The organism is Dyella sp. 01N36, assembly GCF_056399745.1.
The window spans coordinates 1-20,524 of the sequence record NZ_JBFTRY010000048.1; the positions used below are offsets into that span (position 1 = coordinate 1).

Here is a 20,524-nt window from a genome sequence, read left to right on the forward strand (position 1 = left end):
ACGATGGAGAAGTCATGAGGCCGCGCCCTGCGCCAGTAGCTTGCCTGCTCGGCGCGTGCCTGCTGCTGGGCGCCGCGCTCCATGCGCAGGACGCACCCGCAGTTGCAGGGGCTGCCGATAAGAACCAACCGCTGTCGCCGACGGCTCCCGTGGCGCAGGCCAAGGACTCCCAGGGTTCATGGTGGAGCCGTTTCCGCGACCCGCAGGACAGCTCCGTCGACATGTCGCGCTGGCTGTTGCAGCACAAGGGCGCGCTGCTGGTTCCCATCATCATCACCGAGCCTGCGGTGGGCAACGGTGGCGGACTGGCCGCGGTGTTTTTCCACACGCCCAAACAATCGGAGGCGTCCAGGGAAAGCGGCTTGCGCATTCCGCCCGACATCTACGGTGCGGCTGCTTTCAAAACCGAAAACGGCACCTGGGGTTACGGCCTGGGCGGCACCTTTCATTTCAAAGACGACACCTGGCGTTACGCCGGCCTGGTCGCCAAGATCAATGTCAACCTGGACTACTACACGCAGGGCTTGCTGCTGGGTCCGCATAAGATCGGCTACAACCTCGACGGCATCTTTTCCTACCAGCAGGTCTCGCGCCGGCTCGGCACGAGCGATCTGTTTGTCTCGGCGCGCTGGCTCTACATCGACCTGGATAATCGGCTCAATATTCCCAGCGACGATCAGTACTTCAAGCCCAAAGAATTCGCCAGCAAGTCGTCGGGACTCGGGTTGGGCCTGGGTTACGACTCACGTGACAACACGCTGACACCCTCAAGCGGATGGTTCGCGCGACTGGAGGCCACCCAATACGCGCCCGCTTTTGGTAGCGACACCACCTTCCAAAGCTATCGCGGCCGCGCCTATGGGTATTTCAAACTGGGCGAGGATTGGGTGCTGGGCACGCGCGCGGACTTCCGCTCCGTGCGTGGCGATGTGCCGTTCTATCAACAGCCGTCGATCGATCTGCGCGGCATTGCCTATGGCCGCTATCAGGATCAGAACGTTGGCATGCTCGAGGCTGAGCTGCGCTGGAACCTCACGCCTCGATGGGCGTTGCTTGGGTTTGGCGGAGCGGGCAAGGCGTGGGGACGCACGCTGGACTTCGGTGATGCAAGCACGCACACCGCAGAAGGCGTTGGCTTGCGCTATCTGATCGCACGTGCCTTGGGGCTCTACGTCGGCCTGGACTGGGCGTGGAGCGAAGGCGACCACGCGTATTACATCCAGGTGGGAAGCGCCTGGCGATAACGTCGTCCGCCTGTGGCGAGCGGACGACGCGATGGTGCGAGCCCGTTCAACCGGTGGTGTAACCCTTGCCTTTCATGCATGCGCTGTACGCCTGGCCAAGGTTGGCGGAGTTCTGGTTCTGCGTGGCCGCCGAGGCTGCGTTTTGATCACGCCTCTGCTGGCGTGCGCGTACGCCGCCGGCCACGACACCGGCGGTGGCACCCACGCCGGCACCATGTCCGGCGTCGCCGTTGGCAACACCGCCAATCACTGCGCCGGCAGCGGCGCCACGCGCCGCGCCTTGAACACGCTGGCCACCGCCGACGGCCGGCCCGGTCTGCGGCGGGGGAACCGCCTGCTGGGGTGCGTTGGTCTGGGCCCAGGACATGCAGGCGCTCTTGTCCGCCTCCTGCTGGTTGGCGTTCTGTCCGTTGGCCGGGTAAGTCGGCGGCAGCTGCTGAGCGGATGCGACGCCGGCGACGAAGGTGAGCGAGAGGCCGATGATTCGAAGGCTGTGGTTTGTCATGGTCCTACTCCTTGCAGCGTCTTGAAGGGGCTGAGCGCCATCGGCTCGGCCTGAGCGTGGGAATGAAGGGTGTGCGCTAAAAAAAGGATTGGTCCGCGGCCATGTCCATATCCCCTGGCGCCACCGGAATGAGCCCGAGACGCTCGGCCTCACGGATGAGCGCCACGCCGCTGTGTACGCCCAGCAGGTCGAGCAGCGACTGGCGGTGGCTCTCCACCGTGCGCACCGAAATGCCCAGGTCGGCGGCGATCTCGCTGGTTCGCTTGCCCTTGGCCATCGACTCGATGACTTCGCGCTGCCGACGGGTCAGCCGTCGCAGCGATTCGGGTGCTTCGAGCAGTGTTGCCATCAACTGCGGGCTGACGAACTGGTTGCCTGCGCAGACTTCGGCCATCGCATTGAACAGCTCGCTGCTTGGTGACTGCTTCAGCACATAGCCGTTCGCACCCGCCTGCATGGCTTCGCGCACGATCAGAGGTTCACTGTGCGTGGACAAAACCACCACCGGTATATCGCTGCCCATGCGCCGCAAGCGCTGCAATGCCTGCAGGGCACTGAAGGGTGGCATGGCGATATCCGTGATGACCAGGTCGATCTGTCCGGTCAGTACCGCTTCCATCAGGGCTTCGCCGTCATGCACCAGCAGGACCGAACTGGTGCGCTTGGCGAGCAGGCCGGCCAAGCCCTCGGCGACGCAGCGATGTTCGTCGGCAAGCAGTACCCGCAGCTTGCGCGTGCTCCTGGAGGCGATTCGCACGGTCGCCTTCATGGCGTCGCCGGCCAGACGTCGCCAACCCGCCGTGCGGGCGTCACGACGAGCCTGCCGACGCCCCAGGGCGCGGCAAGGGTGCCCGAACAAGGAGGAGGGCACGCTGATTTCATGATCGATCGGATCCCCGTTGGGCCTCAGCTCGCTCCAGCTCAGCTTGGGCCGTCGATGCCCGCTTGGTAAGCGAACTTTCACTCAAAGGGGGTCGGTAAATTTACTGAAAATCGCGTGAAATCGCCGATTTCTTACGACGGGACGGACACGGGACACGCACATGGGTCCGTTGCGAGTTCGCTGATTTTATGGACCTAAGGCCATGCCCTGGAGGGATTTCACGGGAGAACATTCGTAGAACTACGCAAATCATCACGGGGCGACGACGGGCGTCGTGGGGAAATGCGGGAGGGATTTCGGTGGACCGGCGCTCAATACTCGCAGGGGCGAAAGCTGCCGCTGGCAGCAGGACGAAGGGATGCACGGGGCAGAGGGGATCATGACCGGGAAAGCACCGATCGGTGCATTGTCCCAGCAACTGCTACGTGGTCTGGGCGCAGGCCTGGCCGCGGTGCTGGCGCAATGGATGTCGCTGGTGCTGTGGGATCACGCGCGCGATTTCCAGATTATCTGGCTGCCAGGGCCGTTGTTGCTTGCGCTGTTGCTGTGCGCGCCCTATCGCTACTGGCTCGCCAACAACGCAGGCTGGTTCGTCGGCATGACCTTGATGTCGTTGACGGCGAACCTGCCGCTGCAGGGCCTCGCGGTCGCCAACACGGGCGTGATCTTGCTGGTCACCATCGCCGCCTGGGGGCTTGGGCAACTGCGTGAAGAGCAACCCATCGGCAATTTCCAGCAGCTGCTGGTGTTTGTTCTGGTGGCCGTCATGGTGCTGCCCGCTGCCACCGGTGCGGCAGTGTCGTGGTTATCCACGCAGGTGGACTTGCCGTTCTGGCTGTCTAGGCAGTGGTGGCATGTGGCGCTGGCCAATGCGCTGGGCTATGTGTTGCTGACGCCGGCCATCCTCAGCCTGGTCAACCCGGGCTCGTCGTTGCGACGCGACAGGCTGCCGGGATGGAATATGCCGCTGATCACCGCCGCAGCGCTGGTCGTGCTCTGGCTGGCCTGGCGCGAACTTGGCGATTACCCCACAACGAGACCGCTGCTGCTGCTCGCGCCCGTGCCGTTGGCCATTTTCGTGGCCTTGCGGGCGCAGGTGGTGGGCACCTGCGTGGTCAATCTCCTGGTGGGACTGCTCGCCATCCAGTTGAGTCTGGAACATGAAGGGCCGTTCGTGCAGCCGCAAGCGGAGCTCACCACCATCAGCGTGCAGTTGTGGATGCTTGGCGTATCGGTGGCATCGCTCTATCTCGCGGCCCTGGTCGAGCAGCGACGGGCGACCCAGCGCGACCTGAGCGTCACCAACACCGAAGTGCGCGAGCTGGCAGGTCGCTTGATCGTTGCGCAGGAGCAGGAACGCGCGCGTATTGCGCGCGATCTGCATGACGACATCAACCAGCGTCTGGCGGTGGCATCGATCCGGCTGAGCGCGCTGCGCCGCAAGGTGGACGAGAGCAACAAGCAGGACGTGAGCCGACTGCAGAGCGACCTGATTGCACTATCCGAGGACGTGCGCCATCTGTCCCACGACCTGCACCCAAGCATGCTCTCGCAGACCGGGCTCACTGCCGCGCTGGCGGGCTTATGCCAGAACGTGCGTCACCGCAACGGGCCCGCGATCGAGTTGCGGGTATCGCCGTATGCAAAAGATCTTCCTGAAGATGTCGCGCTCTGTCTTTATCGCGTCACCCAGGAAGGTCTCGGCAACGCATTGCGATACGCAGACGCGCAGCGAGTTGAAGTGGCGCTGCAGATCGAGCATGACCAGGTAGATCTCACCATCATCGACAACGGCAAGGGATTTGTCACCGAAGGGGAGGGGCGTCGAGGGCTTGGACTGCTGAGCATCGACGAACGCACGAAGCTGCTGGGCGGCAGCTGCCGACTGCAATCAACTCTGGGCAAAGGGACTGAGTTATGCATACGAATTCCGCTAGGAACCCAAGGGCCGGCGTGAGGCCAACCCTGATCATTGCCGACGACCACCGCATGGTGGCCGAGGGCGTGCAGCACATCCTCGACGAGGATTTCGATCTGCAGGACATCGTGGCTGATGGCGAGGCACTGATCGACGCCGTGCAGCGCATAAAGCCGGATCTGGTGGTGGCCGATATCAACATGCCTCGCTGCAACGGCATGGACGCGCTGAAGCGTCTCCGGCAGGCCGGCTTCGACACGCGCTTCGTCTTCCTCACCATGCACATGGAGCCGGCGCTGGCGGTCGCCGCGTTGCGCGCAGGTGCGCGGGGCTACATCCTGAAGAACTCGGCGGGCGAAGATCTGCGCAATGCGGCCCAGCAGGTGATGGCCGGAGGCACCTATGTGACCCCGGCGTTGGGCGCGCGCTACATCAGCGGCCAGATGACCGATATGCGCAATCTCACCTCCAAGCAATTGCAGGTGCTTCGACTGGTTGGCGAAGGCTTGCGTTCCAAGCAGATCGCGCTGCAGCTGGGACTGTCGGTGCGCACCGTGGAAGCGCATAAATACACCATGATGCAGGTGCTCGGCGTGCACTCCACGCTGGAGCTGGTACGTCGCGCACAGGATCTGGGGCTGTTGTTCTGAGCGGCCCGTACGTTACGGCGTTTGCTTCGGTAGATTTACTTAGCATTGCTTCGGTTCGATTTCGGTGGCGCAGGGTGGTGCATTGGAAGATGCTCACGACGAGATGCGCGCCTCGACTGAAAGCAGCGACAAAAGGCGATCCAGCCTGGTGCTGGCCGAGGACCACTTGCCCATCGCCGAGCAGCTGCGCGAACTGTTGAGCGAGGAGTTCGATGTGCTTGCCGTGGTTGCGCATGGCGAGGCGCTGGTGAAAGCCGTGAGGCGCCTTCAGCCCGACGTCGTGGTGACCGACATCAGCATGCCTGGCATGGACGGTATGCAGGCGGCCCGCCAATTGCTCGTCGATCGCCCCGACCTGCCGATCATTTTCATCACCGTGCACGACGACGCCACGCTGGCGCGCGCCGCGTTGTCACTGGGCAAGGGCTATGTGCTGAAGGCTTCGGCGGGAGAGGAGTTGATCGAGGCGCTCAATCAAGTGCTCAAGGGTGGCCATTTCCTATCACCGGCATTGGGTCGCTTTGAGGCGTTGATGGAGCTGCCCGCGACGTTTGGAAAAAACCACTAGCTTTCCGCGCCGGCGTAGACGCGCATCGCCTCGCCCAGATCCTGCCGCAGCGTGGAGAAACCCTCCCAGGGATCGCCGCGCAAGCGCCCCAGTCGCTGCCTGGCGGAGCGGATGTCGAACGCGCTGCCGCTGCTGCAGCGACCAAGGTCTTGCCAGCGTAACGGCATGGCAACCGGCGCACCGGGGCGCGCACGCAACGACAGCGATGCCACGCTGGTGGCGCCGCGCGTATTGCGCAGATAGTCGATGAAGATGCGCCCCTTGCGTTCGCTCTTGGCGGATGTCGCCGTGAACGCGTCAGGGCGCTCGTCGGCAAGTTGATGGGCAAAGGCACGGCTGAACCGGCTGGAGTCTTCCCAGCGACACGATGCGTGCAATGGCACGAGCACGTGCAAGCCTTTGCCTCCGGTGGTTCGTACGAAGCTCTTCAGCGACACTTTGGCCAGTCGATCCCTGAGCCATCGCGCGGCTTCGATCACATCGCGCCAGCTCACGCCGCTCCCGGGATCGAGGTCAAACACAAGATAATCGGGTTCTTCCAGCGCATCGGCCCGTGCCGCCCAAGGATGGAATTCGATGGCGCCGTATTGCACCAATTCGATTACCGAGCTGGCGTCGCTGGGGCAGAGATAGTCATCAAGCGCGCCGCTTTCCTCACGCAGCCGCACGCTTTCGACCCGACGAAGTCCCCGCATCGGGTGTTTCTGGAAAAAGCCCGGCTCGGCAAGGCCTTCGGGAAAGCGGAACACCGAAGTCGGTCGACCGGTCACGCCCGGTAGAAACCAGGGCATGATCGCGTCGTAATAATCGGCGATGTCTTGCTTGGTGATGCCGTCGTCGGGAAACACCACGCGCTTGGGATGGGTGACTACCACACCATTCAATTCGTTCGTCGTCATGGGCGACCTTCGCGCGCCGCGCTTCATTCCGGCCGAACGGCCATCATGGCCGTCAGCTGGTCGGGAGTGACAGGCGGCACACCGCCGCGCAATTCCATCATCTTGCGTTCGGTCTCGCGGATCTGCAGCTCGCCCACCGGATGCCTGCGCAGTTGCCCGCGCAAAAGTTCGTTTTCCAGTTCGAGCATGCGGTAGAGCTGCAGCAGTTCGTTAAAAGCCTGATGCAGGGGCAGTTGGATCATGGGTGTGCCATCCGTCATCAGCAAGACTCCGTGATCGGGGCTTTAGAAACTGAYGATCAGGCAGTTAACGATGGGTGATAGATCGATGTGATTTCCGCCATCGGCAGCGTTGTGCAGGGCGTGGCGTTCACGGATGGCAAGCGCATGTGTATCCGCGGTGAAACAGTCCATGCCTGTGTCCCTATCCCAATCGTCGTAGTCGCATTCCTACGAAACATCAGGTGTCGTGCTGATAGGACGACCGGTGTAACAAAGGCATGCTCTTTTAGTCCGGAACGGACAAATCGTCGCGCCTAATGCGTACACGATTAGTTGTGGCAGGCATCTCCTTTCCCCCACAGGGTTGCATCATGGTCACCTATTCGCTCAAGCAGTCCCCGGACGGTATGTGGTGTGTGTGCCGTCTTGGTTTTTCGCTGTTCAGTGATCTGCGGCTTGGCAGTGCCATCAAACTCGCCCGGGAAGTCGCCCGCGATGAACATCTGCGTTCGGGTCGTTCGGTCTGCGTGGAAATGCCAGGCACCGAAGCCTCGATCCGCCTGGCGCAGTACGCCAGCGTGGCGGCGGTGCTGGAACAGGCCGCGTAAGTCCTTCGTATCCGGGGCGTAGGGGGCGCCCTGGGTGCACACATGTTGCATGGCCGCTTGTGTGTCGGGGCCGGGCTGGGCAAAGTCTCGGCATTCTTCCACCCGGGACGACTCCATGCGCTTGTCGCTTCGTTATGGCTCGATCGCTGTACTGGCGCTCGCCGCGCTGCCGCTGCAGGCGACCACCTTGCTGGTCAATGCCCACATCCATACGATGGATCCCTCACGTCCGGAGGCTGCGGCGCTGGCCTGGGGCGACGATGGACGCCTACTTGCGGTGGGTGATACAGCTGACCTCAAGAAGCAGTACCCCGACGGCAAGATCGAGGACGCCAAAGGCGCCACCGTCATTCCCGGTTTGATCGACGCTCATGGCCACATGCTGGGCCTGGGCATGACCCATATCGAAGTGGACCTTGTCGGCAGCACCTCGCGCGCGGAGGTGGTGTCGCGGCTCAAGGCGGCCGCCGCCAAATTGCCGCCGGGCACATGGCTGATCGGCCGCGGCTGGGACCAGAACCGCTGGGCCGACAAACATTTCCCCAACGCCGCTGATCTCGATGCAGCGTTTCCCGATCGCCCCGTGTACCTCGAGCGCGTGGATGGTCATGCGTCGTGGGCAAACACGGCGGCGATGAAGCACGCGACCAAGTCGCTGGATGGCGACTGGCAACCCGACGGCGGACGCATCGAACGCGTCGGCAAGAAGGCGACTGGCGTGCTGGTGGACGGCGCCCAGGCTTTGGTGGGTCAGGCCGTTCCTCCGCTGACGCACGAGCAGACGCGCGATGCCTATAAGGCCGCTTTCGCCGATGCAGTCGCGGCCGGCTTGACCGGCGTACACGATCCGGGCGTGAGCCTGGAGGATTTCAAAGTCCTGCAGGAAATGGCGGCAGCCGGTGAGATACCGTTGCGTCTCTATGAGATGGCCGACGGCAACCACCAGGCGCTCGACTGGCTGTGCAGTCAGGGCGGGCGCTGGGCAGATGCGAATGGCCGTCTGCAGATGCGCACCGTCAAACTTTATATGGATGGCGCGCTGGGCAGTCGCGGCGCGGCATTGCTGGCCGACTACAACGACGACCATGGCAACAAGGGCATCTTCGTCACCTCGCCCGAGGCCTATCGCACTGCGGTGGAAAAGGCGTATCGCTGCCATGTACAGGTCGCAACGCATGYCATCGGCGATCGCGGCAACCGCAACGTGCTCGATACCTATCAGGCCGTGCTGGGCGAGCACGCCGACAGCGATCATCGCTGGCGCGTGGAGCATGCGCAGATCGTCGCGCTCGACGACATTCCGCGCTTCGCCACCTTGCATCTGATCGCCTCGATGCAGCCCACCCACGCCACCTCCGACATGCCATGGGCCGAACAGCGTCTCGGTGCGGAGCGACTGAAGGGCGCGTATGCCTGGCARCGATTCATCCAGGAAAAAGTGCCGCTGGCGTTCGGTTCGGATTTCCCGGTGGAGCAGGTCAATCCGATGCTTGGCCTGTATGCCGCCGTGACGCGGCAGGATCTCAATGGACAGCCGCCGGGTGGCTGGTTGCCGGATCAGCGGGTGAGCCGCATCCAGGCGCTGGCGGGTTTCACGCGCGGCGCGGCGTATGCGTCCTTCATGGAGGATCAGGTCGGCGCCTTGAAGCCCGGCATGCGTGCGGACTTCGTGGTGCTCAGCGGCGACCTGCTTACCGTATCGCCGCGTCAGATCGCCGACCTGAAACCGCTCAGCACGTGGGTCGACGGCAAGGCGGTCTATCGCGCTGAAAAGACAAACGCCGCGCCCTGAGGGCGCGGCGTCTGCTGGGGACGGTGGTGCCGGTGAAGCTTTAAGCGGCCTTGCGGGTCGCCACGCTGATCGAAGCGTGCGCGGTCTTCAGGGCCTCGACCTTGTGGTCTTCGCTGAAGTTGACGCCTTCAGCGCGGACAAACTCAAGATCAGTGACGCCGAGGAAGCCGAACAGGGCGCGCAGGTAGGTTTCCTGGAAGTCCATCGGCTGGGCGGCGCTGCCTTCGCTGTAGATGCCGCCACGCGAGGAGGCGATGATCACGCGCTTGCCGCCAGCCAGGCCTTCCGGACCATTGGCGGTGTAGCGGAACGACTTGCCGGCCACCGCGATGCGGTCAATCCAGGCCTTGAGCTGGCTGGGGATCGAGAAGTTGTACATCGGGGCACCGATGACCACCACGTCGGCCGCCAGAAACTCTTCGATCATCTGGCTGCCCTGGACCGCCACCGGATCGCTGGCGTCGGCCACGGCAGTCCAGTGGGCGAGCGGGTTGGCAACCAGATCGTGGTAGATAACTTCGGTTTGGGGGTTGTTAGCGGTCAGTTCGGCCACGATGGCGGCGGTCAGACCGCGCGAAACGGAGTGGCTACCCAGGGCACTTGCGTCGAGATGCAGCAGTTTCATGGTATTTCCTCAGTTGACGGGCCGGGTCCGCCGGCGACAGAACTAAGGTAGTCTTCGGACAATCAAGTGATAAGCCGGCTAAACTCGAACGTATTGTTCTAATAAGGAAACAGCGATGACGGTCCTGGATGGCGCCCTTCAAGATCTCAACGATCTGTATTTCTTCGCTGCCGTGGTTGAACACGGCGGCTTTTCCTCGGCCGGACGCGCCCTTGGCATCCCCAAGTCCCGCCTGAGCAAGCGCATCGCGCAACTGGAAGAGCGCCTTGGCGTCCGCCTGCTGCAGCGAACCACCCGTCGCTTCGTGGTGACGGAAGTCGGCGAGCGCTTCTATGGCCACTGTCGTGCCGTCCTGGAAGAGGCAAGGGCGGCGCAGGAGGCCGTGGAAGAAGTACGCTCCGAGCCGCGTGGCGTGGTGCGCGTCAGTTGCCCGGTCTCGCTGGTGCAGACCGTGGTGGGCCATATGCTGCCGGAGTTCCTCGCCCAGCACCCCAAGATGCAGGTGCGCCTGCACGCCACCGACCGGCGCGTCGACGTGATCGGCGAGGGCTTTGATATCGCCATCCGTGTGCGCAGCAAGCTCGATACCGACGCGACCCTGGTGGTGCGCACGTTTGGCCAGTCCAAGGTCTTGCTGGTAGCCAGTCCGGACCTGCWCAACCGTTACGGCCGTCCCAAGGAACCCACCGATATTTCGCAGCTGCCGGCGCTCAGCAACCAGGAGCACGAGGGAGCGCAGGGCTGGGAGCTGCTCGATGCACAAGGCGAGAAGATCGTGGTCGACATCCAGCCCCGCCTGATCTGCGGTGACTTCAACGCCCTGCTGCAAAGCTGCAAGAGCGGCGTCGGCGTGACGCTGTTGCCCGAGTTCGTGTGCGGTCCGGCCATCGAGCGCGGCGAGCTGGAAGTGGTGCTGCCCGAATGGAGCGTGCCACAAGGCACCATGCACTTCGTCTACCCGAGCCGGCGCGGCCTGTTGCCCGGTGTACGCGCGTTCGTGGATTTTCTTGCGGAACGGCTGCCCGATTCGGTGCGCGAAAATCACGCGAAGTGCCACAAATACCTGTGACGCAGGTGCGCAACGACACCCGTGTTACGATCATCATTTAGCCTTCCAGACATCCAGGTCATGCAGATCGAAACCAAGCTTCCCAAAGTTGGAACCACCATCTTCACCGTCATGAGCCAGCTGGCTGTCGAACACAAGGCGGTCAACCTGGGGCAGGGCTTTCCGGACTTCGAACCACCGCAGCCGTTGCGCGACGCCATCACGCGCGCCATGGCCGAAGGCCGCAACCAATATGCGCCGGGCATCGGCCTGCAGCCGCTCCGCGAGCAGATCGCGCTGAAGACCGAGCGCCTGTACGGTCACAAGCTCGATCCCAATACCGAGATCACGGTGACCTCGGGTGCGACCGAAGCGCTGTTTGCTGCCATCGCCGCCGTGGTGCGTGCGGGCGATGAAGTGATCGTGTTCGATCCGGCCTACGACAGTTACGAACCGGCCATCGAGCTGCAGGGCGCCCGCGCCGTGCACATCCCGTTGCAGGCACCCAGCTTCAGCATCGACTGGCAGCGCGTGCGCGACGCGATCACGCCCAAGACGCGCATGATCCTGATCAACAGCCCGCACAACCCGACCGGTGCGGTGTTGTCCTCGGCCGATCTGGACGAGCTGGCCGCCATCGTGCGCGACACCGAGATCGTGGTGTTGTCCGATGAGGTGTACGAGCACATCGTGTATGACGGCTCCCAGCACGAGAGCGTGCTGCGCCATCCCGAGCTGGCCGCGCGCAGCTTCGTGGTGTCCTCGTTTGGCAAGACCTATCACTGCACCGGCTGGAAGCTCGGTTACGCGGTGGCGCCCAAGGCGCTCTCCGCGGAATTTCGCAAGGTGCACCAGTACCTCACGTTCTGCACGTTTCATCCGGCGCAGGTCGCGTTTGCCGAGTTCATGGCGAGCACGCCCGAGCACTATCTGGAGCTGCCCGCCTTCTATCAGGTCAAGCGCGATCGCTTCCGCGAACTGATCAAGCCCTCGCGCTTCAAGTTGCTCGACGTGCCGGGCGRCTATTTCCAGCTGGTCGACTATTCCGCCATCAGCAACAAGGACGATGTGTCGTTCTGCGAGTGGATGGTGAAGGAAGGCGGCGTCGCCGCGATTCCGCTCACGCCGTTCTATGACAAGGCGCCGGGCACGCATTACCTGCGCCTGTGCTTTGCCAAGAGCGATGCCACCATGGAAGCCGCCGCGGAGCGTCTATGCAAACTCTGAAGGTCAGCCTGATCCAGGGCGCCACGCGCTGGCATGACGCGCCGGCCAATCGCGAGTACTACGGCGAGCTGGTGCGCCGCGTCGCCGGGCAGACCGATCTGGTGGTGTTGCCGGAGACGTTTCTTTCCGGCTTCAGCAACGACACGCGCGCCAGTGCCGACACCATGGAAGGCGAAGGCGTCGCGTGGATGCGCGCGCTCGCCCAGGAAGTGGGTGCGGTGTTGTGCGGCAGCCTGGCTATTCGCGAAAACGACACCGTTTACAACCGGCTGATCTGGGCACGCCCGGACGGCAGCTTCGAGCAATACGACAAGCGCCATCTGTTCCGCATGGCGGGTGAACACACGCGCTATGGCGGCGGCAACGAGCGCTTGATCGTCGAGCTGAAGGGCTGGCGGATTCTTCCGCAGGTCTGCTACGACTTGCGCTTTCCGGTGTGGCTGCGCAACGGCCGCCGCGAGGAAGCCACCGGCGGCATGGATTACGACCTGGCGATCTTCGTGGCCAACTGGCCGGCGCCGCGCCGCCAGCCCTGGCGCACGCTGCTGCGTGCGCGCGCCATCGAAAACCTGAGTTATGTCATTGGCCTCAATCGCGTTGGCGTCGACGGCAACGATCTGCCGTATGCGGGCGACAGCGCCGTGCTCGATCCCATCGGCGAGCCGCTGGTCGAGCTGGGTCCGCAGGAGCAGGTGGTGACGGTGACCATCGATCCCGCGCCGCTGCTCGCGCATCGCGAGCGTTTTCCGGCGTGGATGGATGCGGACAGCTTTACGCTCAATCCGGGTTGATCGGACTGCGCGCGATTATTTCGCGCGCAGCTTGGCGGAGGCCTGAGGCAACGGCTTGCCGACCTCGAACTGCATGCGTGGAAAGTCGATCGTCCAGTGATCGAACGACTGCAGGATGTCGCCGCCCAATACGTTGGGCTCCTTGACGTTGCCGGCATCACTGAGCGAGATCGTCATCGCCGCAAGTACGCTTTGCTGATCGCCGATGTGCACTCGCACGTTCGGCCACGTCGCCGACTGGCGCACGCGCGCGCCGCCTGCACCGGCGACGTGTTCCTGTTTCGACTTCAATCCCTTGACGACGCCGGGGTGCTCCACCGCAAAGCGCGACGAGAGCGAAGAAAACGCGCCGCCGCTATCCAGATGCATCGCCACGGGCAGATCATTGAGCATCACCTCGACATAAAGATCGCTGCCGGCCATGCGCAAGTTGCCTTCGCCAGGTTTGGCCGCGTCGCTGCGCGAGGGCAGCAGCTTGCCATCAGCGGTGAACTCCAGCCGCTGCAGCTGGCGCAGCACCGGGAAGCCGAGGATCGCGTCGATCTGATAACCGCCGGGCACCGGCATCTTCAGCTGATCGTCGTCGAGCACCAGGAACGCCACATGGCTCAACGAGAGCCCAGCGAATTGCAGATGATCGGCAATGCCAATGCGCGTAGCCACCGCCTGTCGACTGGCGCTGCCTACGCTCGCTGCGCCATCGAGCAGGCGCAGGCCCAGCTTGTGTGCAGTGGATAGCGATACGACGGAGAGATTGGCGCCCGTATCAAGCACAACTTCCTGAGGCTTGCCGTTGATGGAAGCCTGCGAGCGGGGCAGGCCGACTTTATCGCGCTTCACCGTTTCGGGTTTGGGCGCATAAACGTCTACTTGTTGCGCGGGAGCCTGGGCAAGCTGATCGGCGAGCACGGCCATCTGCAGTGCCGCCGCACGGTCCTCGGTCGTGGCGCCTTGTGCGGCAAGCGCCTGCTCCCATGCGTGCGCCGCCTCGGCGGCCTTGCCGTATTTGCCGTCGGCAAAGCTGGCATCGGCGGCGATGGGCCAGGCCAGCGCCCGTTGCGCGGGCGTGCGATGGCCGCCGGTGAGATAGCGCTGGACCAACTGGTCCGCCTCGGCGGCATCCAGCCGTGCTGCGGCCAGCCGCGCCCTGGCGAGGGTGGCCAGTCCGGGATCCTCGATGCGGGGAAGCACGCTGGCCAGATGAAAGACCTCGCCATCGGCCGCATCCACCAGCGCGCTTTCGGCCTGCGGGTTCGACATCGGCGCCGACGCCACGCCTCCGGCCAGCGCCGGCAACGCGATCGCGGCCAACAGCACATAGGGATGGAGCCAGACCAGCGGCGCAGCTTTCATGATATGGTGCCCGTATGACGAAGAAAAATTATCGTAATACAGAAAGAAATGATTATCCAACAGTACATCGCATCGTGCGCGTCGCCCGTGCGCTGGCGATCGCCGCCTGGCTGAGCGCGCTGGCCTGTCTGGTGGTCACGGGGCTGGGTATTTGGGCCGACGGCAGCGCCCAGGGTGCGACCGTGGTCGCCACTCTGTCGACCGATGAACTTCCGCACGCATGGGCGGCTTGCATCGCTGCCGTGCTGGCGCTGGTCAGTTGCGGGGCGCTGGTGGAGCTGGCCTTGATGCTCGGTCGCGTGGCGCCGGATGCACTGTTTTCCGGCGCCGCCACGAAACACTTCCGCCGCTTCGCCTGCCTGCTGATGGTCGCTGCAGCACTACGCGTGATGTTGCCGGCGGCAGCCTCGCTCTGGCTGGCGTGGCACTCAGGCGCAGGGTCGGCCCGCTTGACCTTCAGCGGCGACGATCTGCTGTCGTTGTTGCCGGTGGCCGTGTTCTTCTTCGTGGCCCGCCTGTTCGACGAGGCGGCGCGACTCGAAGACGACCAGCGCTCGATCGTGTGAGGTCCTGATGGCGATCGTAGTCCGACTCGATGTCATGCTGGCGATGCGCAAAGTGCGCTCGCGCGAACTCGCCGAGTTCGTCGGTATTACCGAATCCAATCTGTCCTTGCTCAAGTCCGGCCATGTGCGCGGCGTGCGTTTCGAAACGCTGAGCAAAATCTGCGAATTCCTCGAATGTCAGCCGGGCGATCTGCTGGCCTACGTGCCTGACGAGGAAGAGTAGGGCGACGCATCCCGCGCAAGGCGAGGATGCGTGCACTCAAAGAATGGACAGCACCGCTTCGGGCGGACGTCCCAGCGCGGCCTTGCCGTTGGACACCACGATGGGGCGTTCGATCAGCCGCGGATGACTCACCAYCGCCGCGATCAGCGCGGTGTCGTCGAGTGACGGATCGTCGAGGCCGAGTTCGCTGTACTCGGCCTCGTTGGTGCGCATCAGTTCGCGCGGCGTCATGCCGAGCATGTCGAGCAATTGCATCAGCTCGGTGCTGCTCGGCGGCGTGTCGAGGTAGTTCACGACATCGCACACCACGCCGCGCTGCTCAAGCAAGGCCAGTGTGGCGCGCGACTTGGAGCAGCGGTTGTTGTGATAGATGCGGGCGTGCATGGCGGAAGCCGTGCTCAGCGATTGCCGTGACGGTTGCCGCCGCGACCACCGCCGCCACCGCCACCGCCACCGCCACCGCCGCCGTGCGGACGATTACCACCGCCCTGGGGACGACCGCCGCCTTGCGGACGACCGGCGCCGCCTTGCGGACGGTTGCCGCCACGGCCCTGCGGACGACCGCCCTGGCCACCCTGGCCAGCCGCGCCGCCCTGACCACCCTGGCCACCATGACCGCCGGGACGACCGCCCGGACGACCACTCGGCTTGCCACCGCGGTTGCCACCGGCCGCACCACCGCCGAAGCCGCTGTACGGGCTGCCGCTACGGCCTTCCGCGCCACCGGCGCGATTGCCGAACGACGGCTTGCCGCCGCCCGGACGACGATTGCCTGCGGCACCGCCGCGAGCGCCGCCAGCAGCACCGCCTTCACGCGATTCGCCGGCAAACCAGGTGCGCACCGACGGCAGCTCCTGGCCCGGGGCGACGCCGCGCTTGCCCTTGCGCATGCCACCGCCACCACCGCCCGAGCGTTCCGGACGGGCGACATTGCCGTTCACTTCCCGGCCCGGACGGCCGCGCGGCTTGCCGCGGGTGGGTTCTTCGCGGATGCGGTCATAGGCGCGCAGCTCGCGCGCTTCGTCCTGGTAGCCCGCGCTGTACGAGCCGCTGGCGCCCTTGGGAACGTACTCGGTGACGTTGCGCGGCGCGCGGCGCTGATGCAGCACCGGGCTCAGCGTGAGCACCGGCTGCGGCGAACCGAGACCGGTGGTCTTGCGCAGATCCTTGACGGCTTCTTCGCCCAGCGATTCGCAGTCACCGCGGCGCAGGGTGCGCGGCAGTTCCACGCTGCCGTAGCGGATGCGCTTGAGTCGGCTCACCAGGAAACCCTGGGAATCCCACAGGCGGCGCACTTCGCGATTGCGGCCCTCGCGGATCACTACGCGGAACCAGCTGTGGCTGCCGCCCTGGCTGATCACGGCGATTTCGTCGAAGCGGGCCGGGCCGTCTTCCAGCTCCACGCCGGCCTTGAGCTTTTCGATCATCTCGTCGGGCACTTCACCGTGCACGCGGCACAGGTATTCGCGCTCGAGACCGCTCTTGGGATGCATCAGCGCGTTGGCGAGTTCGCCATCGGTGGTGAGCAGCAGCAGGCCGGTGGTGTTGATGTCCAGGCGACCCACGGCGACCCAGCGCGCACCCTTCAGGCGCGGCAGCTGTTCGAACACGGTGGGACGGCCTTCGGGATCTTCGCGGGTGGTCACCACGCCTTCGGGCTTGTGATAGACCAGCACTTCGGTTTCGTCGCGGTTGTCGGTGGCGACGACGAACTGCTTGCCGTCGAGCACGACGCGGTCGCCGGCGTGGACGCTGGCGCCGATGGTGGCGGGGGTGCCGTTGAGTTCAACCTCACCGGCCTGGATACGCTGCTCAAGCATACGGCGCGAGCCGAGGCCGGCGTTGGCGAGCACCTTGTGCAGGCGCTCTTCGATGGCAGGCGCGGTTTCGTCGCGCGGCGTGCGCTTAAGGGTCAAAACGGATTTCTGTGGCGCAGTCATGCGCGGTACTCCTCGGTATCTTGCGTGGCGTCGCCTTGATCGGCGTCCGCGTGGGTCGCTGCCTCGTCGGCAGTGTCAACATGAGCCTCGGCGTGCGGTGCAGCGCCGGGTTCGGAGGAGGCGACATGCATCGCCTCGGGCGTTTCGTGGCCGGGTTCGTCGACGGCGTCGGCGGCCTGGCTTTCTTCGTGTTCGGTGGCCGGTACATCGTGCCCGGCAGGTTCGGTGATGGAAACGTCGAGATCTTCTTCGCCGGCCACCACCAGGGTTTCGTTTTCTTCGTCCGGATCGATCGGCAGGTCGCGCATCACACGCACCGGCAGCGGCTCCGGCGCGATGCTCATCTGCGGGTCTTCCATGTCGCGGATTTCCGACAGCGGCGGCAGCTCATCCAGCGACTTCAAGTTGAAGTAGTCGAGGAAGGCGCGCGTGGTGCCGAACAGTGCGGGCTTGCCGGGCACGTCGCGGTAACCCACCACGCGGATCCATTCGCGTTCTTCCATCGTCTTGATGATGTTGGACGACACCACCACGCCGCGGATCTGTTCGATCTCCGGGCGCGTGATCGGCTGGCGGTAGGCGATCAGCGCCAGGGTTTCCAGCAGGGCGCGGGAGTAGCGGCTGGGGCGCTCGGTCCACAGGCGCGAGATCCACGGATGCACCGACTGCTTCACCTGGTAGCGGAAGCCCGAGGCGACCTCTTGCAGCTCCACGCCGCGGTTGGCGCAATCGTCCGCCAGCGCCTCAAGGGTCTTGGCGACCTCTTCGCGGCCGACTTCGTCCTCTTCGCCGAACAGTTCCAGCAGTTGAGGCACGGTCATCGGCTGGGTGGATGCCAGCAGGGCCGCCTCGATGATGGGTTTGAGTTGCTCGATCTGCATGGCCTCGGATCGGATGCGGATGCTGCGGTGAATGGGGCGGGCTGCGCGGCTTATTCGGCCGCGGTGGCCGGCTCGTCATCGGCATAGCGTTCGGCGGCGGTTTCTTCCGCGCTTCCTGCCCTTGCCCTTACGTAAATCGGTGCCAGCGGTTCTTCCTGCACGATCTCCACCAGCATCTCCTTGGCCAGTTCAAGCATGGCCAGGAAAGTGACCACCACGCCCAGGCGGCCCTCGGTGACATCGAACAGCGTTTCGAAGCGCTGGAAGGTCTGGTCGGTCAAGCGGCCGAGCAGTTCACCCATGCGCTGTCGCACGCTGAGTGCTTCGCGCCGGATGGCGTGGTGACCGAACAATTCGGCACGACGCATCACGTCCTTCAGCGCCAGCAGCATCTCCTTGAGGTCGAGCGGCGGCGGCAGCTTGACCACATTGCGTTCGCCCACGTCCGCGTGGGCCGGCGCCATGTCTCGCTCCATGCGGGGCAGGGCGTCGATATCCGCCGCGGCCCTTTTAAAGCGTTCGTACTCCTGCAGGCGACGGATCAGCTCGGCGCGGGGATCTTCTTCCACGCCTTCCTCGGCAGGCGGCCGGGGCAACAGCAGGCGCGATTTGATCTCGCCCAGGATGGCTGCCATCAGCAGGTATTCGGCAGCCAGCTCCAGGCGCATCACGTCGCGCATCATCTCGATGTAATCCATGTACTGCCGGGTGATCTCGGCGACCGGGATGTCGAGAATGTCCAGATTCTGGCGACGAATCAGGTACAGCAAAAGGTCGAGCGGCCCTTCGAACGATTCGAGGATCACCTCGAGCGCATCCGGCGGGATGTACAGGTCCTGCGGCATCTGCAACAGCGGTTCGCCGCGCACGATGGCCAGCGGCATTTCCTGCTGTTGAGGTACCGACGCAAACGCGTCCTGCGGTGCGGCGACCGCCTGAGGCTCGACTGGCTCAGTGCTCATCAATGCATGTCGTTGGGCCGTTCAAGACGGCTTGCTCTGCGTTCAATACGTGAGGAAACGTTGATCCCACCGGCATTCGCCTGACGAATGTCCCGCCCGGACGTTGGCCCGCAGGCGCGATCCGTTGAAGCTAACTTGCGCGATGCCTAGCCGGTGCGCATGGCGTCACCGTCGCGGTCATGCATGACGAAAGCGCGCGTCTGGCGTTTCGATCAGGCTGGCCGTGAGCGACCCTTGAGCGTTTTTAGCGTGTTTGGGTCACGACAAAAAACGCGAGCCACAACGTGACGAAACCTGCGTCACTGGCTTCTCAATCGGTCGGCTGAGTGCATCGGGACGGGTGCCGTAGCGGTCGATCTCACCGATCGTGCGCGCACCCACTGACCCAAGCGAGACCAAGATTAGCCGCTGGCGACGGGCAAGTCCAGTACACGCGATGCTGCCGTATCGGCAGAATACAGGGACATGCTGCCCGATGAACGCTCCATCATCCACGTCGACATGGACGCCTTCTATGCGTCCGTGGAGCAGCGCGACCGCCCGCAGCTGCGTGGGCACCCGGTGATCGTCGGTGGCCTGGGGCCTCGCGGGGTGGTCTCCACTTGCAGTTATGAAGCGCGCCCGTTCGGCGTGCGTTCGGCCATGCCGATGGCGCAGGCGCGGCGGCTTTGCCCCGATGGCGTCTACCTGCCGCCTGATTTCGCTCGCTATGAAGAAGCCTCGGAGCAGGTTTTCAAGGTTTTCCACGAAGCCACGCCGCTGGTGGAGGGTCTGTCGCTGGATGAGGCGTTCCTGGACGTCACCGCCAGCCTGCGCCTGCTCGGCTCGGTCGAGACCATCGCTGGTCGCATCAAGCTCGCCATCCGCGAGCGCACCCAGCTCAATGCCTCGGTGGGCATGGGGCCCAACAAGCTGCTGGCCAAGTTGGCCAGCGAAATGTCCAAGCCCGATGGTTTGCGTCGCATCACCGCTGAGCACGCCGCCCGGGATCTGGCGCCGCTGCCGGTGGGCCGCTTGTTGACCGTGGGCAAGGTGACCGAGCAGGCGTTGCACCGCCTGGGTATCCGGACCATAGGCGAATTGGCAGCAAGTGACACGGCGCGTCTGGCGAGTGCGCTAGGGCGTCAGGTGGACGCGCTGCAGGCGCTGGCCCGCGGCGAAGACGACCGCGAGGTGGAACCGGCGCAGGCCGAACAGTCGATCGGCTCGGAACACACCTTTGATGTCGATCTGGCCGAGCTGGCGATGGCCGAGGCCTGGCTGCTGCGCCATTGCGAGCGCATCGCGGCCCGAGCGCGCCAGCGTGGGCTGGAAGGGCGTACGGTCACGGTGAAATTGCGCGAGCCGCCCTTTGTCACCCACAGCCGCCAGGGCCAACTGCGCGTGCCCAGCGCCTCCGCCAGCGAGCTCTATGAGCTGGCACGAGGCTTGCTTAACGCATGGTGGAAGGCGCAATCAAGGCCGCGCCTTCGCCTGCTGGGCGTCAGCCTGTCGGGTTTTGCGGCACAACGACAGCAAGACCTGTTCGACAGCGCGCCCGAACGGCGCGTCACCGACCAGGTGCAGGACAGGATCAATGCTCGGTTTGGCTCGGGAAGCCTGGTCCGCGCAGGTATGTTG

At 64.4% G+C, this 20,524-nt stretch carries 22 protein-coding genes; 12 read left to right on the forward strand and 10 right to left on the reverse strand.

Translation table 11 applies throughout. From position 1 onward, the window contains the following. Positions 1-14 precede the first annotated feature (14 nt). Positions 15-1,244 carry a BamA/TamA family outer membrane protein gene (locus AC1DMG_RS10490; RefSeq protein WP_477177500.1) on the forward strand — a complete coding sequence of 410 codons (1,230 nt, stop codon included), beginning with the start codon at positions 15-17 and terminating at the stop codon, positions 1,242-1,244. 46 nt (positions 1,245-1,290) lie between these two features. Here AC1DMG_RS10490 and AC1DMG_RS10495 read toward each other — a convergent pair whose 3' ends face one another. Next, positions 1,291-1,749 (reverse strand): hypothetical protein, encoded by a 459-nt coding sequence (locus AC1DMG_RS10495; RefSeq protein WP_441602427.1) that lies wholly within the window; start codon positions 1,747-1,749, stop codon positions 1,291-1,293. A gap of 76 nt (positions 1,750-1,825) precedes the next feature. After that, positions 1,826-2,620, reverse strand: a complete 795-nt coding sequence (locus tag AC1DMG_RS10500) for a response regulator (protein WP_477180497.1) — start codon at positions 2,618-2,620, stop codon at positions 1,826-1,828. Positions 2,621-3,011: 391 nt separating this feature from the next. Here AC1DMG_RS10500 and AC1DMG_RS10505 point away from each other — a divergent pair, with 391 nt between their 5' ends. The 3 genes from AC1DMG_RS10505 (at position 3,012) to AC1DMG_RS10515 (ending at position 5,768) form a co-directional block, all read left to right on the forward strand. Further along, positions 3,012-4,589 carry a sensor histidine kinase gene (locus AC1DMG_RS10505; RefSeq protein ID WP_477177498.1) on the forward strand — a complete coding sequence of 526 codons (1,578 nt, stop codon included), beginning with the start codon at positions 3,012-3,014 and terminating at the stop codon, positions 4,587-4,589. Next, the gene (locus tag AC1DMG_RS10510) at positions 4,586-5,200 is read left to right on the forward strand and encodes a response regulator (RefSeq protein ID WP_441602424.1); all 615 of its coding nucleotides are present in this window, start codon (positions 4,586-4,588) and stop codon (positions 5,198-5,200) included. The genes AC1DMG_RS10505 and AC1DMG_RS10510 overlap by 4 nt, the downstream gene beginning before the upstream one ends. An 82-nt stretch (positions 5,201-5,282) precedes the next feature. Further along, the gene (locus AC1DMG_RS10515; protein ID WP_441602423.1) at positions 5,283-5,768 is read left to right on the forward strand and encodes a response regulator; all 486 of its coding nucleotides are present in this window, start codon (positions 5,283-5,285) and stop codon (positions 5,766-5,768) included. Here AC1DMG_RS10515 and ligD read toward each other — a convergent pair. Both ligD and AC1DMG_RS10525 read right to left on the reverse strand, forming a co-directional pair. Then, complete coding sequence (gene ligD, locus AC1DMG_RS10520) at positions 5,765-6,667, reverse strand: non-homologous end-joining DNA ligase (protein WP_477177497.1); 903 nt, start codon at positions 6,665-6,667, stop codon at positions 5,765-5,767. The two genes, AC1DMG_RS10515 and ligD, sit on opposite strands and share 4 nt — an antisense overlap. 23 nt (positions 6,668-6,690) lie before the next feature. Next, positions 6,691-6,909, reverse strand: coding sequence for a hypothetical protein (locus tag AC1DMG_RS10525; RefSeq protein WP_441602421.1), 219 nt, complete (start codon positions 6,907-6,909; stop codon positions 6,691-6,693). Positions 6,910-7,259: 350 nt separating this feature from the next. On the opposite strand from AC1DMG_RS10525, the gene AC1DMG_RS10530 reads away from it, so the two are divergent. Together AC1DMG_RS10530 and AC1DMG_RS10535 are read left to right on the forward strand one after the other, a co-directional pair. Then, positions 7,260-7,496 (forward strand): hypothetical protein, encoded by a 237-nt coding sequence (locus AC1DMG_RS10530; protein WP_441602420.1) that lies wholly within the window; start codon positions 7,260-7,262, stop codon positions 7,494-7,496. A gap of 115 nt (positions 7,497-7,611) precedes the next feature. Next, positions 7,612-9,288, forward strand: a complete 1,677-nt coding sequence (locus AC1DMG_RS10535; protein ID WP_477180498.1) for an amidohydrolase — start codon at positions 7,612-7,614, stop codon at positions 9,286-9,288. Positions 9,289-9,328: 40 nt separating this feature from the next. Here AC1DMG_RS10535 and AC1DMG_RS10540 read toward each other — a convergent pair whose 3' ends face one another. Further along, positions 9,329-9,913 carry an FMN-dependent NADH-azoreductase gene (locus AC1DMG_RS10540; RefSeq protein ID WP_441602418.1) on the reverse strand — a complete coding sequence of 195 codons (585 nt, stop codon included), beginning with the start codon at positions 9,911-9,913 and terminating at the stop codon, positions 9,329-9,331. 115 nt (positions 9,914-10,028) lie between these two features. Between AC1DMG_RS10540 and AC1DMG_RS10545 the strand changes: the two genes are divergently transcribed. From AC1DMG_RS10545 to AC1DMG_RS10555, 3 genes are read left to right on the forward strand one after another with little or no spacing between them, the layout of a single operon-like run. Beyond that, positions 10,029-10,982, forward strand: a complete 954-nt coding sequence (locus AC1DMG_RS10545) for a LysR substrate-binding domain-containing protein (RefSeq protein ID WP_477180499.1) — start codon at positions 10,029-10,031, stop codon at positions 10,980-10,982. Between the two features lie 60 nt (positions 10,983-11,042). After that, positions 11,043-12,188 carry a pyridoxal phosphate-dependent aminotransferase gene (locus tag AC1DMG_RS10550; protein WP_477180500.1) on the forward strand — a complete coding sequence of 382 codons (1,146 nt, stop codon included), beginning with the start codon at positions 11,043-11,045 and terminating at the stop codon, positions 12,186-12,188. Then, complete coding sequence (locus AC1DMG_RS10555; RefSeq protein ID WP_477177493.1) at positions 12,176-12,979, forward strand: amidohydrolase; 804 nt, start codon at positions 12,176-12,178, stop codon at positions 12,977-12,979. The genes AC1DMG_RS10550 and AC1DMG_RS10555 overlap by 13 nt, the downstream gene beginning before the upstream one ends. Positions 12,980-12,994: 15 nt before the next feature. On the opposite strand, the gene AC1DMG_RS10560 is transcribed toward AC1DMG_RS10555, so the two are convergent. Continuing rightward, positions 12,995-14,332: a retropepsin-like aspartic protease family protein gene (locus AC1DMG_RS10560; RefSeq protein ID WP_477177492.1), complete on the reverse strand. Its 1,338-nt coding sequence runs from the start codon at positions 14,330-14,332 to the stop codon at positions 12,995-12,997. A 74-nt stretch (positions 14,333-14,406) separates the two neighbouring features. On the opposite strand from AC1DMG_RS10560, the gene AC1DMG_RS10565 reads away from it, so the two are divergent. Together AC1DMG_RS10565 and AC1DMG_RS10570 are read left to right on the forward strand one after the other, a co-directional pair. Continuing rightward, positions 14,407-14,898: a hypothetical protein gene (locus AC1DMG_RS10565; protein ID WP_477179132.1), complete on the forward strand. Its 492-nt coding sequence runs from the start codon at positions 14,407-14,409 to the stop codon at positions 14,896-14,898. A 7-nt stretch (positions 14,899-14,905) separates the two neighbouring features. Next, on the forward strand, positions 14,906-15,121 hold the full coding sequence (locus AC1DMG_RS10570; protein ID WP_121880725.1) for a helix-turn-helix domain-containing protein: 216 nt from the start codon (positions 14,906-14,908) through the stop codon (positions 15,119-15,121). A gap of 36 nt (positions 15,122-15,157) precedes the next feature. Here AC1DMG_RS10570 and arsC read toward each other — a convergent pair whose 3' ends face one another. From arsC to AC1DMG_RS10590, 4 genes are read right to left on the reverse strand one after another with little or no spacing between them, the layout of a single operon-like run. Continuing rightward, positions 15,158-15,505 (reverse strand): arsenate reductase (glutaredoxin), encoded by a 348-nt coding sequence (gene arsC / locus AC1DMG_RS10575; protein WP_477180501.1) that lies wholly within the window; start codon positions 15,503-15,505, stop codon positions 15,158-15,160. Positions 15,506-15,519: 14 nt separating this feature from the next. Further along, on the reverse strand, positions 15,520-17,061 hold the full coding sequence (locus AC1DMG_RS10580) for a pseudouridine synthase (RefSeq protein WP_477177490.1): 1,542 nt from the start codon (positions 17,059-17,061) through the stop codon (positions 15,520-15,522). Continuing rightward, positions 17,058-17,942, reverse strand: coding sequence for an SMC-Scp complex subunit ScpB (gene scpB / locus AC1DMG_RS10585; RefSeq protein ID WP_477180502.1), 885 nt, complete (start codon positions 17,940-17,942; stop codon positions 17,058-17,060). Before scpB ends, AC1DMG_RS10580 begins: the two co-directional genes overlap by 4 nt. Before the next feature lie 50 nt (positions 17,943-17,992). After that, the gene (locus tag AC1DMG_RS10590) at positions 17,993-18,904 is read right to left on the reverse strand and encodes a segregation and condensation protein A (protein WP_441602409.1); all 912 of its coding nucleotides are present in this window, start codon (positions 18,902-18,904) and stop codon (positions 17,993-17,995) included. 465 nt (positions 18,905-19,369) lie between these two features. Here AC1DMG_RS10590 and AC1DMG_RS10595 point away from each other — a divergent pair. Continuing rightward, on the forward strand, positions 19,370-20,524 hold a 1,155-nt coding region (locus tag AC1DMG_RS10595), incomplete at its 3' end, for a DNA polymerase IV (RefSeq protein WP_477180503.1).

Coding starts and splice junctions, on each gene's coding strand:
- ligD (WP_477177497.1), bottom strand. CDS start 6,667: ATGACGACGAACGAATTGAATGGTGTGGTAGTCACCCATCCCAAGCGC.
- scpB (WP_477180502.1), bottom strand. CDS start 17,942: ATGCAGATCGAGCAACTCAAACCCATCATCGAGGCGGCCCTGCTGGCA.
- AC1DMG_RS10495 (WP_441602427.1), bottom strand. CDS start 1,749: ATGACAAACCACAGCCTTCGAATCATCGGCCTCTCGCTCACCTTCGTC.
- AC1DMG_RS10560 (WP_477177492.1), bottom strand. CDS start 14,332: ATGAAAGCTGCGCCGCTGGTCTGGCTCCATCCCTATGTGCTGTTGGCC.
- AC1DMG_RS10580 (WP_477177490.1), bottom strand. CDS start 17,061: ATGACTGCGCCACAGAAATCCGTTTTGACCCTTAAGCGCACGCCGCGC.
- AC1DMG_RS10540 (WP_441602418.1), bottom strand. CDS start 9,913: ATGAAACTGCTGCATCTCGACGCAAGTGCCCTGGGTAGCCACTCCGTT.
- AC1DMG_RS10570 (WP_121880725.1), top strand. CDS start 14,906: ATGGCGATCGTAGTCCGACTCGATGTCATGCTGGCGATGCGCAAAGTG.
- AC1DMG_RS10490 (WP_477177500.1), top strand. CDS start 15: ATGAGGCCGCGCCCTGCGCCAGTAGCTTGCCTGCTCGGCGCGTGCCTG.
- AC1DMG_RS10505 (WP_477177498.1), top strand. CDS start 3,012: ATGACCGGGAAAGCACCGATCGGTGCATTGTCCCAGCAACTGCTACGT.
- AC1DMG_RS10590 (WP_441602409.1), bottom strand. CDS start 18,904: ATGAGCACTGAGCCAGTCGAGCCTCAGGCGGTCGCCGCACCGCAGGAC.
- AC1DMG_RS10555 (WP_477177493.1), top strand. CDS start 12,176: ATGCAAACTCTGAAGGTCAGCCTGATCCAGGGCGCCACGCGCTGGCAT.
- AC1DMG_RS10530 (WP_441602420.1), top strand. CDS start 7,260: ATGGTCACCTATTCGCTCAAGCAGTCCCCGGACGGTATGTGGTGTGTG.
- AC1DMG_RS10525 (WP_441602421.1), bottom strand. CDS start 6,909: ATGATCCAACTGCCCCTGCATCAGGCTTTTAACGAACTGCTGCAGCTC.